The organism is Microbulbifer maximicatervae (SeqCode) (assembly GCF_056232625.1).
The window spans coordinates 956,628-970,029 of record NZ_CP174324.1; the positions used below are offsets into that span (position 1 = coordinate 956,628).

General features: G+C 46.2%; 15 protein-coding genes. 10 read left to right on the top strand and 5 right to left on the bottom strand.

The features are described from left to right. Nucleotide 1: 1 nt before the first annotated feature. The 6 genes from ACJJI6_RS04195 to ACJJI6_RS04220 all read left to right on the top strand — a co-directional run bounded on the left by ACJJI6_RS04195 (nt 2) and on the right by ACJJI6_RS04220 (nt 4,421). Nucleotides 2–931, top strand: coding sequence for an AEC family transporter (locus ACJJI6_RS04195; protein WP_475712573.1), 930 nt, complete (start codon nt 2–4; stop codon nt 929–931). Then, nucleotides 931–1,395, top strand: a complete 465-nt coding sequence (locus ACJJI6_RS04200; protein WP_475712574.1) for a DUF2489 domain-containing protein — start codon at nt 931–933, stop codon at nt 1,393–1,395. Before ACJJI6_RS04195 ends, ACJJI6_RS04200 begins: the two co-directional genes overlap by 1 nt. 457 nt (nt 1,396–1,852) lie before the next feature. Continuing rightward, nucleotides 1,853–2,449, top strand: coding sequence for a hypothetical protein (locus tag ACJJI6_RS04205; RefSeq protein WP_475712575.1), 597 nt, complete (start codon nt 1,853–1,855; stop codon nt 2,447–2,449). A gap of 92 nt (nt 2,450–2,541) precedes the next feature. After that, nucleotides 2,542–2,985, top strand: a complete 444-nt coding sequence (locus tag ACJJI6_RS04210) for a hypothetical protein (RefSeq protein ID WP_475712576.1) — start codon at nt 2,542–2,544, stop codon at nt 2,983–2,985. A 281-nt stretch (nt 2,986–3,266) separates the two neighbouring features. Next, nucleotides 3,267–3,806, top strand: a complete 540-nt coding sequence (locus ACJJI6_RS04215) for a hypothetical protein (protein ID WP_475712577.1) — start codon at nt 3,267–3,269, stop codon at nt 3,804–3,806. Between the two features lie 141 nt (nt 3,807–3,947). Continuing rightward, the gene (locus ACJJI6_RS04220) at nt 3,948–4,421 is read left to right on the top strand and encodes a hypothetical protein (RefSeq protein ID WP_475712578.1); all 474 of its coding nucleotides are present in this window, start codon (nt 3,948–3,950) and stop codon (nt 4,419–4,421) included. A 437-nt stretch (nt 4,422–4,858) separates the two neighbouring features. Here the strand turns inward: ACJJI6_RS04220 and ACJJI6_RS04225 are convergent, their stop codons facing one another. After that, the gene (locus tag ACJJI6_RS04225) at nt 4,859–5,545 is read right to left on the bottom strand and encodes a sterol desaturase family protein (RefSeq protein WP_475712579.1); all 687 of its coding nucleotides are present in this window, start codon (nt 5,543–5,545) and stop codon (nt 4,859–4,861) included. A 119-nt stretch (nt 5,546–5,664) separates the two neighbouring features. On the opposite strand from ACJJI6_RS04225, the gene ACJJI6_RS04230 reads away from it, so the two are divergent. From ACJJI6_RS04230 to ACJJI6_RS04240, 3 genes are all read left to right on the top strand, one after another. Beyond that, nucleotides 5,665–6,576 (top strand): LysR substrate-binding domain-containing protein, encoded by a 912-nt coding sequence (locus ACJJI6_RS04230; RefSeq protein ID WP_475712580.1) that lies wholly within the window; start codon nt 5,665–5,667, stop codon nt 6,574–6,576. Nucleotides 6,577–6,787: 211 nt separating this feature from the next. Continuing rightward, nucleotides 6,788–7,435 (top strand): signal peptidase I, encoded by a 648-nt coding sequence (gene lepB, locus ACJJI6_RS04235; protein ID WP_475712581.1) that lies wholly within the window; start codon nt 6,788–6,790, stop codon nt 7,433–7,435. Nucleotides 7,436–7,562: 127 nt separating this feature from the next. Further along, a complete protein-coding gene (locus tag ACJJI6_RS04240; RefSeq protein ID WP_475712582.1) occupies nt 7,563–8,366 on the top strand; it encodes an amidohydrolase family protein in 804 nt (267 codons plus the stop codon). A gap of 69 nt (nt 8,367–8,435) precedes the next feature. Here the strand turns inward: ACJJI6_RS04240 and ACJJI6_RS04245 are convergent, their stop codons facing one another. The 3 genes from ACJJI6_RS04245 to phhA form a co-directional block, all read right to left on the bottom strand. Further along, complete coding sequence (locus ACJJI6_RS04245) at nt 8,436–9,605, bottom strand: cation:proton antiporter domain-containing protein (RefSeq protein ID WP_444897120.1); 1,170 nt, start codon at nt 9,603–9,605, stop codon at nt 8,436–8,438. Nucleotides 9,606–9,701: 96 nt separating this feature from the next. Continuing rightward, a complete protein-coding gene (locus tag ACJJI6_RS04250; protein ID WP_108733441.1) occupies nt 9,702–10,172 on the bottom strand; it encodes an Lrp/AsnC family transcriptional regulator in 471 nt (156 codons plus the stop codon). Between the two features lie 268 nt (nt 10,173–10,440). Further along, the gene (gene phhA, locus ACJJI6_RS04255) at nt 10,441–11,244 is read right to left on the bottom strand and encodes a phenylalanine 4-monooxygenase (protein WP_475712583.1); all 804 of its coding nucleotides are present in this window, start codon (nt 11,242–11,244) and stop codon (nt 10,441–10,443) included. A gap of 196 nt (nt 11,245–11,440) precedes the next feature. On the opposite strand from phhA, the gene ACJJI6_RS04260 reads away from it, so the two are divergent. Beyond that, nucleotides 11,441–12,868 (top strand): TyrR/PhhR family helix-turn-helix DNA-binding protein, encoded by a 1,428-nt coding sequence (locus ACJJI6_RS04260; protein ID WP_475712584.1) that lies wholly within the window; start codon nt 11,441–11,443, stop codon nt 12,866–12,868. Nucleotides 12,869–12,873: 5 nt separating this feature from the next. Here the strand turns inward: ACJJI6_RS04260 and ACJJI6_RS04265 are convergent, their stop codons facing one another. Beyond that, the gene (locus tag ACJJI6_RS04265) at nt 12,874–13,191 is read right to left on the bottom strand and encodes an Mpo1-like protein (protein WP_475712585.1); all 318 of its coding nucleotides are present in this window, start codon (nt 13,189–13,191) and stop codon (nt 12,874–12,876) included. Nucleotides 13,192–13,402: the final 211 nt, after the last annotated feature.

The following is a 13,402-nucleotide window of genomic DNA, read 5'->3' on the forward strand; positions in this document are numbered from 1 at the left end:
TATGGAAAATCTTGTATTCGCGCTATCAGTCACAGGGCCGATTTTCCTGATGATTATTGGCGGATACCTGCTCAAGTATAAAGGGATAGTTCGGGACAGTTTTATTGATGATGCTTCAAGGCTTGTTTTCCACGTAGCCTTGCCTGCATTGCTTTTTATTAATATCTATTCCTCGGATACCAGCCCCGCGCAAGAAATAGACCTACTGGTAGCAGGGGTTCTCGGCACTTTTGTAATGCTCCCGTTGGCATGGTTGCTGGCACGGCCGGTAGCGCCAATGGATCGCAGTGCATTTATCCAGGGAGCCTTTCGTGGAAATGTGGCGATTGTCGGCCTTGCCTGGATCGAAAAAGCCTACGGAAGTGAGGGTGTTTCCAATTCCGCAGGGTTGGTCGCGGCACTTACGATTCAGTTTAATGTTATCGCCGTCGCTCTTTTCGTGCTTTACAATAAGGACAGAAAATTTGGCTGGCGGGTGATGCTGTGGGAGCTGGTCAAGAACCCTCTTATCCTCGGTGTAATCGCAGCCATTGTGTGCCGTTTGTTGGCTGTAAGGTTGCCGGAGGTGCTGCACGATACCATTCAGTATCTCGCATCTGTGGGCTTGCCATTGGGGCTTATTTGTATTGGTGCCAGCATGAAAATGCGAACACTGATGCGCAGTTCCCCTACGGCGCTGGCGGCCTCATTACTTAAACTGGTTGTTGCCCCGATTGTCTGCCTGTTGATTGGTTTGGCATTGGGCATGAGCCCTGAGTACTTGGGATATTTGATCCTGATGAAGGGTGCTCCCTGTGCGATCTCGGCCTTTGTAATGGCCCATGCGATGGGCGGGAACAGCCAGCTTACGGCGAATATTGTGGGGCTCAGCACATTGCTTTCTGTTGTTACTGCCAGTATCGGGCTGGCATTGCTTAAGGTGTACTTTTAATGACCGTTTTCCCAACCTGGCTGCTTATTCTTGCAGCAGTAATCATTTTTGCTCTCGCTATTGTGGCTGGCTACTATCTGCGCAAACTATCAATAGCGCAAAAGAAACAAGCTGAACAACTGGCGGAGCTAGAGCAAGCTGCCGAAGATCAGCGCGAAAGAGTAAACGACAGCATCCAGATTATTGCCCGCACCCTGTTGGATGATGGAGTAGGGCTTACCGAAGCCTCGATTCGTATTCGCGTTCTTTTGGATGCACTTCAGGTGGAAGATAAAGTGCGTGAAGAGTTTGTGGCCTTCTACACCATCGCAGAGAAAACCAGTCATATCCCAATTCTCAAAGACTGGAAAGAACTGCCGCGTAAAGAACAGTTCAAGTATGAGTTGGAGATGGCGCAAGTAGAGGCGGACTATAAGGATTTTGCGATGGATGCTGCCAAGCGGATTTTGGGGCGTTCTTTTTAGTACTGGGTCATTTCCTGTTTGCGGGTGGCGTTTTGGATCAGCGGGTAGGGGGCTGCCTGCTGATTTATAAGCTTTGTCTGATCCTGTCTTGTCTGTGCTTGCTTCGGTTTTATATTTACAATAGTCATTATCAATTGGCGCCTCTACTTATACGAATTGACTTCAAGTCTCGCATTTTCCATTTCTTTGGTTTATTAGACTTATAACAAGATGTTGAATACTTTAGTGAAGGGGTGGCTGATTGACTTTTTAGTGGATGGCAATATGATCGAGAGTGGATGGTCCTGAAATAGTGGCTATATATTCACGTAATGGAATCGCTCTTGGTGTTCTTCGTTTATATTGCTATGGATTGATTTAGGGGAATAAGCAGAGTGAAATATAGGTGCGCGGTATAAATTAACTATTAATATGTCTAGGCTATAATTACATATAATAAAGGTTGGCAGGCAAAAAAATGAAAAGGATCTTTGTCTTTTTGATGGTTCTGATTTCAGGGTGTGCAATATATCCGGATAGGGGTGAGTATGAAAGTAGGCTTAGATCTACCTCTAGCTCGCTTCAGTCTTTTGATCAACTTGAATATACACTTTTGACACCAGGTGAAACCAATAAGTTTGAGTTGGGCGATGATGGTAAAGTATTCGACTTCGGCAATGGACTTTCCTTTTACAAAGGATTTTCTTTGCCCGAAATTGAATCCAAAGCTACAGTTGAAGTGATTTCCTTGTTCAATACTTTCGCCCAAGCTTTGGGGCATGTTCCATTTGTGACTATATTGGTGTTGAATGAAGATTATGAAGAAGTTTTTCGCAAAGAAAGTAGTATGAAGCCAGGTTCAGAGTGGGATGGTTCAACTCATTTTAAGGATTCATTTTCTATAAGCGAAGAAGCTAGATCTATCATCGTATACGTAGATCCTAGCAATATAGATAAATTGATACCTTGGTATTATGATGCCTTTCACATGGGGCCGATAGGAGAAGTATTTTCTCATAATTCTAACGCCAAGGTAGGCTTTGGTGGCCCAATGAAGTTGAAAGTAAATTTATAAAAAGTTACTGTATTTAACTCCCGGCTTATTCCCTAGAGAATTTTTTCAAAATGTTGTGTAAGTGTAAATTTGATGTTGAGTGTATTTGAAGTATGAAGAAAATATCGGGGGATTCGTTCTTTGTGAAAATTCTATTTCCTGGTTTGTGGTTTGTCTTTCTCGCACTTATTGCTTTGGTGGGCGCAGTTAAAGAGTCATCTCTAGGCCACTTGTTTACTCTGTTTTTTATGGCTGTATTTGGTTTTCTTTTTTTCAAAAAGATGGTGTGGAGCCTGACTGACGAAGTGTACGATGAAGGGGAATCGCTGCTTTTTCGGAAAGGGGATAGAGAGCAGAGGGTCCACTTTGAAGATATTATTCATATTAGTCATTCAAAAGTGAACTCATCAGAGAGGATTAAGTTGCATGTCCGCACAGGTGGTGCTATTGGTAAGGAGCTGGTGTTTATGGCTCCAGTTAAAATTTTTGACATTTCTGAGGGCTTCGTGAGCGCTGGCTTAATTGACAGGATGGGTCGCGCTAAAAGGGCTGGTTAGTGTCATCTACAGGTCAAAGAATTCGAACTTAATTTCATAGTGGCGCAATCCTTATTGTTGTGTGGGGCCAGAGAAAGAGCCCCGGGAATGTTAGGCGGCTTAGTTTAGGGGGAGGGCTGTGCAGTATTCAGTTGAGAGGCTCTTTGTCTATTTCTGCTTTTGATTTTTATGAGAGTGAGGTTGAAATTTCGGAAGCCATAACTTTCAAAGCACCGGATCAGTGACGGAGCCAAAGGCTCTTACTTTCTTGAGAAAAATTGTGTAGAAGTGGAGTGCTATACGTGACAGATGAAGAGTTAATAACATTTATAGGTAAGAGTGTTGTTAATAACTGGGAATATATTGTAGGTATTTATTTTGCGTTACTAAGTGGCGGGGTTGCGTTGTCTTGGATGATTTCCAATCTGATCCACAAAAAGGAGATTAAAGTCCTGCAGCTAGAGATTGCCCATCAAAAAGAAAGGTTTTCTCAATTTGAGTCAATTATGGAGCAGCGGATAGCATCCATTCAGTCAGAGGCTGAAATGCTGCAAAGGAAGATCAGCTTTGTTAGCCCCGCAGTCCCTGCGGCAATGCCACTGAGTGACCCCTTTGGCGATATTGAGCACAGTATTAGCCCAAATATTGATTGTTTAGAATCTGTGCAAGGACAGGATGTTGAATATTTGGATATCCCTGCGCCCTTGAAACGGTCAGCTCCACTTAAAGTTCGAGAGAAACACTTGGAGAAGGGGTATGTATCTGATGATAAGATGTTGTCCTTGTTGGATAAAACCGATGCTGTTAATAGAATCCTTCGGGAAATAGAAGTTCCCTCTTAAGTCCTTACTTTACTGGTTGACGAACTTCATTCGTTTTGTCGGTATTTTTTTGGGGGGTGGCTGCCACTACTGATACCGGTTTTGGGCATGTATAATTGGTGGATGCCTATAGCAAGTAACGGAATGATTTGAGGGGGATGTATGGAAAAAATTTATAGAAATGGACTCGGTTCACGTGAGTCTGCGAAAAAGATCTTAACTGTCAATCTTGGTATTATAGGTATTGCATTACTAGTTGCTCTTATCTTTACACGTATGTTTGGCTCTTCAGCCGAGAGCGGTGAGTCAGATCTTACTTTTTGGACTTTTGTGATTTTAGGTTCATTAGGTGTTATCGTTTATATATACCTTTCTTTGATACGATTACTTCCACTTGCAGAAATTAATGGGAATACACTAACGGTTTATACCGGAGTCTTTATAAAGAAGACTGTAGACCTTGATAAGGTAGAGAAAATAACGTTTCAATATAGCTCTGAAAAAGATCAAAGGATGAAGGTTAAGTATCCGCGAAAAATTGCAGAAGAGTTTACGATCAAGCAGTCAAATTGTTCAGTTAAGCAACTTTCCGAGTTTATTACCAATCGCTTTGATGTGAATGTTGCCTATACATAGTGGTACGAGCTTCTATGGTCCCTCTATTGCTGGATAAGCCTACAAAGCGGAACACCTTTTGGTGAGGTGTTCTGTCCAGTGTAGGAGTAACTCAATGCTTAATTATCTCAGCTCTTAGTTCCCCAGGATTTATTGTTGAATTTCTTGGTTGGTATAAGAATGCCGGCCAAGTCAACGCTGTGTAATGCGATTGTCCTTTTGGTATTTATGGCCCCCTTTTGTTTGGTGCGGATGTGCCGCAAATAGAGTGATCACTTTTAGTGGTGCGTTGTCCTGGGGAAAAGTATGATCTCAAGGCCTTCCATAAGGAGTTCTTCAGTTTTGGTGACGCGCCAGTGCCAATTATCCAAAAATCAATGCTGGCAAGATTGCAGGAAGAAGATTAAGGTCAAAAGCAGAACCTAGTGCGTAATAAAGTACAAGTAATCTACAAGCTATCAGTCGCGAAAATCGTCAAAGGAATCCTGCGGCTCCCAATAGAAAGTGCCTAATAAAAGGTCGAATAGTGGAAAAGTTAAATTGAAATTATAAACTTTCATTAGTTTACGGTGATGATGAATTCTGTGTAAGTGGGCTAACTCACGAAACACTGGCACTTTATGAAACCAGTGACTCTTGGGTTGGTGATAACCGATATGCATTAGCTCATAAGACAGGTGATTTAATATCATGGTTGCCGCTGTGATATATCCCATATTACCTGAAGCCACCCAGGATAGAAAAAAACCACAAAGTGGTGCCAGAATAAAAGTGATAACAGCTGTTAGATAGATTGGAAACAGTACTATACGCCAATCACGAGTTGACTCAAAAGACAGTAGAGGCGCAGAAAAGAAACTGTGGTGATCGCCAGTATGCCTCTTGTAAAACAGTTTGGTAAATCTCAACTTATTATGCCCAGACCAGCGATGGGCGGCATACTCTACAGCGTTGTAAGCAAGAATTCCCAGTGGAATTATTAGCAGTTCATGCGACCTCAGCTCACTTATCTGAAAAATACAGTAAATAGCGCCGATTAGGCTGATCAGTAGAATACTCCCTAAATGGAACCAGCCGCTATAGCGGCTATGGGCATAGGCTCTATATTGCTCTCTGAAAGCCGCCGTATCATGCATGTTCGACATATTTCACCTGACTTTTTATAGTATTTACGGTTTTTCATGCTATTGACGATAAATATAATTAGGGACATCATGTATCGTCTAATAAATAATTATTAAATGCATTATTCATCAGGTTGATAATGTCTACGCATCTTAGATCACTGGATTTAAATCTGCTTCCCGTCTTTGAAGCACTTATGATTGAGCGAAACCTGACCAGAGCTGCAGTAAAACTGCATATGAGCCAACCGGCCGTCAGTGCTGCCCTCAAGCGGTTGAGAGCTACTTATGAAGATGAGCTTTTTATACGGACCGCTAGGGGATTGCGCCCCACTGAACGCGCACTGGCACTGCACCCCTCTATTCACCAGGCACTCAACACCGTCCGCTCAGGCTTCCAGCAAGCGTCTTTTGATTACCGGAAAGCAGAGCAGGAATTCTCCATCGTTATGCCCGATGTGGTGGAAACTCTGATGATCCCCGGCTTCTGCAAATGGCTGCGAGAATTTGCACCCGGCATCGGGCTTACTGTACTCCCCGATGAGTCAGAAATGACAGCCAGAATGGTGAGTAATGGGGAAGTAGACCTAATCATTGACTACCTACCTGTCAATTCCCCCAGCTATATTAACCAGCCTATCGCAGAAGAAGAGCTTGTGATTATTGTCAGCAAACATAATAAAAATGTGGGTGAGACAATCAGTGAAAAAAAATTCCAATCGTTGCCACAAGTATCCCTATTAAGAGGAAACCCTATGGGCTCTCCAATGGAAAGGCTAGCCAGGCCCAGAAAGTTACAGCGTAATATTTGTTTGCGAGTCCCACACCTCTCGTCTTTCCCCTATGTGGTTTGCACAACCGATTTAATTGGCGTTGTACCAGCAAGAATGATGATTTCAAGCTATTATAAAGAACTTCCCATACGTATGCTCAAACTGCCAATGGCATTTCCAAAGGTAGTACTTCAGCTCACCTGGCATAAGTCGCAGACAACAAACCCAGCTCATCGATGGCTAAGGGAAAAAATTTTGGAGCTTTATCCGAGTTTATAAACGCTGTGTAATACGAGTGCCCTTTGATATTTATGGCTCTCTTTTTTAGTACGGATGTGCTGCAAATAGAGTAATCCTTTTCGAACGTTCTTATAAGGGTACTGTCCCACCTAATGAAAGCTAGAGGCTGATTTTTTAGTTTTTATAGGTTCTGTTATTTCTGAGTGATCAGTTTTAAGTGGTGCGTAGCCCTGGGAAAGGAGTTTAGGGAATGAGTAGGTTTAGTTTTAAGAGTGCGGTAAGAAACAACCGCGGTGCAATATTGTTTCTATTTCTTATGTACTTTTTCAAGTCAGCGTATGCCGACTGGTCTCCAGTACCAAGTGGGTCTATGGAGCCTACTATTCATCCTGGTGACTTTTTGTGGGTAGATAAGACGAGTTATGGGCCAACTTTATTTTTCTTCAATAAGCAGGTTGCTCAATGGGGGAATCCTTCCAGAGGAGATGTTATTACCTTTTTGCCACCTCACACTGATCAACTATATGTTAAGCGTGTAATAGGCGTCCCTGGTGATAGCTTACGTATTGAAGGGGCGAATGTGTTTGTTAATGGAGCTCAGCTTGAGTATCGCCTGGAAAGTGGGGTGGGCTCGGACATCCTGGGTAGGGAAGTCATTGATGGCAGGGAGCATCAGTTCAAGCTTAGTGGTAATAAGACATTGCCATACATTGGGAAGACTATTGAGATCCCTGAAGGTAAGTACTTTGTCATGGGAGATCATCGCAACGATAGCTTGGATTCGAGATATTGGGGCTTGGTTGACCGTGATAGGGTTATGGGCAAAGTTACATCTTTAGCGTTTTCCTTCTCTAAGGAAAGAGATTTCTTTAGTAGTGTGGCGATGCCTCTCAAGTAGGTAGTCAATAACACTTCTTTAAAAGGGTGTAGCTGTTCACTGGCAATACTTGTGTTACCAGAGAATAGAGGGGGGATAAGTGCTTCTCCTTCCCGGTTAAGGATTTCAATAGCAGGGAGTTGCTAGCATGAAAGTGATTGATGTTTGGGCCCAGCATCCTACAGAACGTTTTCTTGCTGAACCTTTCTTTGATACTTTGAAGCGCTGGATGGGGCAGGATTTTAAAGAAGTGCCCCTTGAGTGGACCCTGTCAGCTATGGATATGGCAGATGTGTCCAAGGCATTGATTTCTGCTTGGCATGGGCCGAGCGGAGCCTTGATTAGCAACGATGAAGTACTGGATCTTACTTTAACTCATCCTGACAGGTTTTGCGGTCTGGTATCAGTGGACTTGCGAAAGCCAGTAGAGGCTGTGCAAACCCTGCGCAAGTACGTTTTGGAACATGACTTTAAAGGGCTGCGCATTGTGCAGTGGCTCTGGGAGTTGCCTTGTACTCACCCTTTGTATTATCCGCTATATGCGGCTTGTGTTGAGTTGGGTGTGCCAGTTTGTTTGCAAGTGGGCCTTACCGGGCCGTTGCGTAGCTCTGATTCTGGCCGTCCTGCCCATATTGAGCGGATTGCTCTCGATTTTCCCGATCTAAAGATTGTCTGCGGCCATATTGGGTATCCTTGGCACAATGAAATGATTGCTTTTGCGACCAAGTTTCCCAATGTCTACATAGATACTTCTGCTTATAAGCCAAAAAGATACCCCCGAGAGTTGGTTTCATTTATCAAGTCTCACGGTAAGAATAAGGTGATGTTCGGGACTAATTATCCCATGCTGACACCGGAGATGTGCTTAAAGGAAATGCACCTTCTGGATTTGGATGATGAGGTTGCGGAACTCTTCTTGTATAAGAATGCAGAGAGAGTGTTTAAGCTTTGATCGACTGTTTGTCACTGTGGTTGATTCTGGTGGTTAACTTAACTGCTCTATTGGAAGAGGCTAAGAGGTTTAGTCTCTTCTCAGCTCATCCTTGATTGCAATGGGGTTGGGAAAGTTCATCACAACAATGTAAGACGACACCAGGAATGTAAGAATCGCGGTTGCCTGGATTAAATGTGATGCTGCGCTGCCAATCAGGTTTTGCGTATAAGCGAGCAGAGCGATTAACAGGGAAAATTCACTAATTTGCCCAAGTCGAAATCCAATATCCCACGAGAGCACTTTGTGCTCACTGCGATTTCCAAGCAGGAAGTGAAATACAACGGGTTTTATTACCAGAACTGCGGCGGCTGTGACCAGGGCAGGAAGTAGAATTTCGGGCAGCATGGCCAGCTTGAATTGCGCTCCGAGGCTGAAAAAGAACAGGATCAGGAAGAAGTCTCGCAGGGGTTTAAGGCTGAGGGCGATGTACTGTGAAATCCGGCTGGCAGCCAGCGTGATACCACCAATAAATGCGCCGATCTCTCTTGAAAGGCCAACAACTTCCGCCAGCTCTGCCATTCCCATGCACCATCCAAGTGCCATTAAGAATACGTATTCGTGGAAGCGGTCAAAGCGGGTAAAAAGTGGCAATAAAATATATTTTACTATTAGCCAAGCAAAAAGTATCAGCAGTGGCAGCGATCCAAAGGAGAGAGCCAATTGCCAAATCTGTTCGTCACCGGTGTTATCACTCAGCAGTACCATTAGGCAGACTATTGCCACAAAGTCCTGAAAAAGAAGAAGTCCCACCATAAGTTCACCCAAGTGCTTGTGGTGAAGTACGGTCGTGGGAAGCAGTTTGATACCGATAATGGTGCTAGAGAACATCAGCGCCATGCCAATTACCCAGGATTCAACGGTAGTAAATCCAAACAGCAAGCCTATGCCAAAGCCAAGGCCGAGGAAGATCGCACAGCTTACAACCCCCACAAATGTAGCTTTGCGCAATACAGCTACCAGCGCTTGAGGTTGCATATCCAGCCCCAACAGGAAGAGCAGGAAGATAATCCCAACGCTGGACATATCAGATAGAAGTCGCAGGTTGTCGATTACTGCAAAGCCGGATGGGCCGAGTAAAACACCGAGAGCGATGTAAGCGACCAGAAGCGGTTGTCGTCCAAAAAGAGCCAGTGAGGCAACAATTGCTGCGCCACTAAAGATCAAGAAGAATGATTGGAAAAGGGAGCTGTCCGCCACAGGCCATCCTTGTGTGTGAGCGAGATTTAACCATTATCCATAGATGTGCGAACAGCTGAAAGGTCTATGTGCCTACCAAGTGGTTGCGCTGAGACTTTACTCACCGGATGGAATCGGTAACTCGGTAGTGCTTTTGATCTGTTCCAAGGCAAAGTTGGAGACAATATCGCTAATGCCGACATGCCGGATTAACTCCTTGTAAAAGCGGTCATAGGCCGTGATATCGCTAACTACCACTCGCAACAGGTAATCGTAGTCGCCTGCCATACGGTAGCAAGCCACTACCTCTGGCAACTGTGCCATATGTTCGGCAAAGTTGTCGGCCCACTCCGGTGTGTGCTGGTCAGTTTTAACCTGGGCAAACACTGAGACCGGAAGTCCTAAAATCTCGGCATTAAGCAAGGCGACTTTGCGTCGAATGATGCCGCTCTTTTCCAGTTTCTGCACCCTGCGCCAGCATGGGGTTTTTGTCAGGCCCACACGCTCCGCCAGCTCCTCGATCGAAAGGCTGACGTCAGATTGCAGAATCGCAAGAAGTTTTCTATCAATCGCGTCAAGTGAGGACATAGTGCTATGCGCTCCCTATAAGGTAGGGGTTTTGTGTCCTTGCGCTGATTGCATTGCCTCCCTGGCTACCCCTAACGGTATTTGGGCGAGTGGGTGTGGGGGCTATTGGATGAAAGTCATCGAACTACCATCACACCTACTGCAGATACGATAGGCTCAGGGGGAGAGTGCTGGTAGTGGAATTTCCCTAGATGTGCAACGCTTCTGGGGGAGCTTTTTAGCAGAGGTAAGATTGGGCGGAAGTTGGCCGCCCAATCTTGAATGCAGATCAGGCTGCGTCTTTGGGCGGGAAGCGGGGTTCGAATAGTCCCAGCTCAATGGCCTCGCGGACCTTGGCCATCAGGTCAATTTCTGTCAGTTCCTGCAGCTGTTGCAAGCTGTTGAGAACATAGTAAATGGGTTGAACAATATCGATGCGATATGGGGTGCGCAGTGCGGTAACCGCATCTAAATCGTAGCGCTCTGGTCGGTGACTCAGTGCGTAGAGTGTCTCTTTCGGGGAAGACAGAATGCCGCCACCGTAAATGCGCAAACCATCGTCGGTGTTCAGCAGGCCGAACTCCACTGTAAACCAATAGAGGCGGGCTAAATAGGCGCGTTCTTTAGGCGAGGCTTTAAGGCCCAGTTGTCCGTATTTTTGTGTGAAGTTTGCAAATGCTGGGTTGGTGAGCATGGCGCAGTGGCCAAAAATCTCGTGGAAGATGTCTGGTTCTTGCAGATAATCAAACTCTTCGGGAGTGCGTATAAAGGTAGCAACTGGGAATTTGCGATCCGCTAGAAGACCGAAAAAGGTTTCGAAGCCGATAAGAGCGGGAACCCGGGCGACTTCCCAGCCAGTTTCCCTGCGCAGCACGCTGGAGATTTCCTCGAGCTGGGGGATGCGGTCTTTCGGTAGGTCCAACAGCTCCAGGCCGTGCATATATTCATCGCAGGCGCGGCCAGGTAAGACATCCAGTTGGCGTTCAATCAGACGCTGCCAAGTTTGGTGTTCAAGGTCGGTATACTCGATAAAGCCGTCTTCATTGGGCTCACGGGCAACGTACTTGCTTGCCTTCTTTGCTTCTTTCTTCATGAATGTCTCTCCTGCGGCTCGGTAGCTCTCGCTGATTCCCAGTGCCCAGCACCTGCCGCTGAACCTGTTGTTGTTATGTTTCGACCTCTATTTTTAGCCAGGCGTGCCCATGGTGGGGAGAGGTAGAGGCGAGCTATTGCGCCTTCTGGGGAGTTCAAATTACACTTTCTGTAAACATTTCTTTACAGGTGACGCTGTGCGGGTAGAGATTACTTGTGCAAATCGTGTCGGCATTTTGCACGAAATAATGCAAATTTTCGGTAAATATCGGATAAATGTGACCTCTGGTGAGCTCGGGGGTGACAGTGGAGATAAGGTCTATCTGATAGCGCCCGGGATGCTTGCCACTCAATACCAGACAATCGAGAAGTCCCTGCACCAGGTTCCTGGAGTTAAGCGGGTGCGGAGGATCTCTCTACTGCCCCTGGAGCGACGTCATTTCGAGTTGGACACTTTGCTGAGTCATGTGACTGATCCGGTTCTTAGTGTGGATCGCGAGGGCAGGGTGGTCGCTGCCAATCTGGCAGCGGCAAGGGCCTTCGGTGTGAGCCTGGACAAGGTGCCTGGTCTTCAGCTGCAGAGATTCCTGCCGCTTATGCAGGTCGCAGAATTGCTGCGGGATTTTGCAGTGCCTCGCTACGGACTGCCTCTGGTGGTAAGGGGGCAGAGTTTTCGTGTGGACTGGTCCCCGATAACTCTGGAGGGAAATCCCGGAGCGGTTGACTCACTGGCTGGGGCGGTACTGCGTTTACAGCCTTGGGATAGCAGCGAGTTTGTCACTGAGCTGCCGAGACCGATGGTGTTGTGGGATTTTGATTTGCGTCGAAGGAGTTGCCTCCAGTTACAGGACTTATCTGAACTCAGTGCACCGCTGTTGATACTGGGTGAGCGGGGCACAGGAAAGACAGCGTTTGCCTGTGCGGTGCATTACCTCTCCCCATCGGCCTCAAGGGCTGATTGCTATCGAATTATCCCCCGTGACGGCACTATGCAGCTGCCTTCACATCTTCGTCGAACGGGTACTTTGATTCTTGAGGATATACATACTCTCAAAACAGAAGCTCAAGTTGATTTATTGAGAAAACTCCGCAATTTGCCGGCATCGCTGAGATTGGTGGCCACCGCTATTGATAGGGAATCTATTGCGCCGCCACTTGCGCAGCTCTTTTCGTCGTTAGCGATGTCCTTGCCCCCGTTGCGAAATATGCGACCGGCTCTGCCGCGCTATGCCAGTACTTTAATGCGCCAGGAGTCTCCAGAGGCTAGTGAGCTCAATTTTGATAGCGAGGTCATGGAGTTGATCAAACTCCATGACTGGCCGGATAACTTCAACGGCCTCAGGGACTATTTAATGGCCGCATCCAGTCAATGCTTGATTAGAGGGGCGGCGTCGATCAGTTGTGCGGATGTGCCGGATTTAATGCTTAAGGCGGAACTTCCCTGGCGGGACTGGAGCCGTGGACTTACCTATAAGGAAATGATGGAGCAGCTGGAGAGGGCGTTGCTGGCGGATATTATCAAAGGTCACTCCTCAACCAGGGAGCTGGCTAAGGAGCTGGGTATCTCTCATACCGCTGTGGCCAACAAATTGCGGAAATACGGTTTGTCGGCCAAAAAAAAATAGTTTGTTTAGCGTTCGATTCGTCCGATCAGCATATCTTTAAACATAACAAAGTCCCCGATAAAACTGTAGAACGGATACTTAAAGGTTGCCGGGCGGTTGTTTTCAAAGAAAAAGTGCCCGATCCATGCAAACCCATAGCCCGCGACAGGAGTAACTGCTAGCCACAACATATTGGAAGTTACTACAGCCGCAATTATTGTCACGAACACCAGACTGGTACCAAAGAAGTGCAGCCGACGACAGGTGAGGTTGCTATGTTCCTGTAAGTAGAATGGATAAAACTCGCGAAAAGATTCAAATTTTTGCGCTTCTATTGCGGCCATGCTGTGCCTCCTTATTTTTATTGCACAATCTGGGGAGCCGCTGAACAAAACCGTAATATCTCTGCGTTGCGAGTTCTTGCAAGGTCCAGGCATTGCTGCGAGGTCGCGCCTTAACTATGAATCGCTCCGTAAGCTAGCCGTATCGCGGGTTTATTCAGAGACTCCTAAGTTTAAGACGAATATCTACAGACGCCAATCAGGGCGCGGGCAC

What these genes read in the sequence shown, in the direction of transcription:
- ACJJI6_RS04230 (WP_475712580.1), top strand. Translation starts at nt 5,665, where the DNA reads ATGTCTACGCATCTTAGATCACTGGATTTAAATCTGCTTCCCGTCTTT.
- ACJJI6_RS04210 (WP_475712576.1), top strand. Translation starts at nt 2,542, where the DNA reads ATGAAGAAAATATCGGGGGATTCGTTCTTTGTGAAAATTCTATTTCCT.
- ACJJI6_RS04240 (WP_475712582.1), top strand. Translation starts at nt 7,563, where the DNA reads ATGAAAGTGATTGATGTTTGGGCCCAGCATCCTACAGAACGTTTTCTT.
- ACJJI6_RS04205 (WP_475712575.1), top strand. Translation starts at nt 1,853, where the DNA reads ATGAAAAGGATCTTTGTCTTTTTGATGGTTCTGATTTCAGGGTGTGCA.
- lepB (WP_475712581.1), top strand. Translation starts at nt 6,788, where the DNA reads ATGAGTAGGTTTAGTTTTAAGAGTGCGGTAAGAAACAACCGCGGTGCA.
- ACJJI6_RS04250 (WP_108733441.1), bottom strand. Translation starts at nt 10,172, where the DNA reads ATGTCCTCACTTGACGCGATTGATAGAAAACTTCTTGCGATTCTGCAA.
- ACJJI6_RS04265 (WP_475712585.1), bottom strand. Translation starts at nt 13,191, where the DNA reads ATGGCCGCAATAGAAGCGCAAAAATTTGAATCTTTTCGCGAGTTTTAT.
- ACJJI6_RS04195 (WP_475712573.1), top strand. Translation starts at nt 2, where the DNA reads ATGGAAAATCTTGTATTCGCGCTATCAGTCACAGGGCCGATTTTCCTG.
- phhA (WP_475712583.1), bottom strand. Translation starts at nt 11,244, where the DNA reads ATGAAGAAAGAAGCAAAGAAGGCAAGCAAGTACGTTGCCCGTGAGCCC.
- ACJJI6_RS04220 (WP_475712578.1), top strand. Translation starts at nt 3,948, where the DNA reads ATGGAAAAAATTTATAGAAATGGACTCGGTTCACGTGAGTCTGCGAAA.
- ACJJI6_RS04225 (WP_475712579.1), bottom strand. Translation starts at nt 5,545, where the DNA reads ATGTCGAACATGCATGATACGGCGGCTTTCAGAGAGCAATATAGAGCC.
- ACJJI6_RS04200 (WP_475712574.1), top strand. Translation starts at nt 931, where the DNA reads ATGACCGTTTTCCCAACCTGGCTGCTTATTCTTGCAGCAGTAATCATT.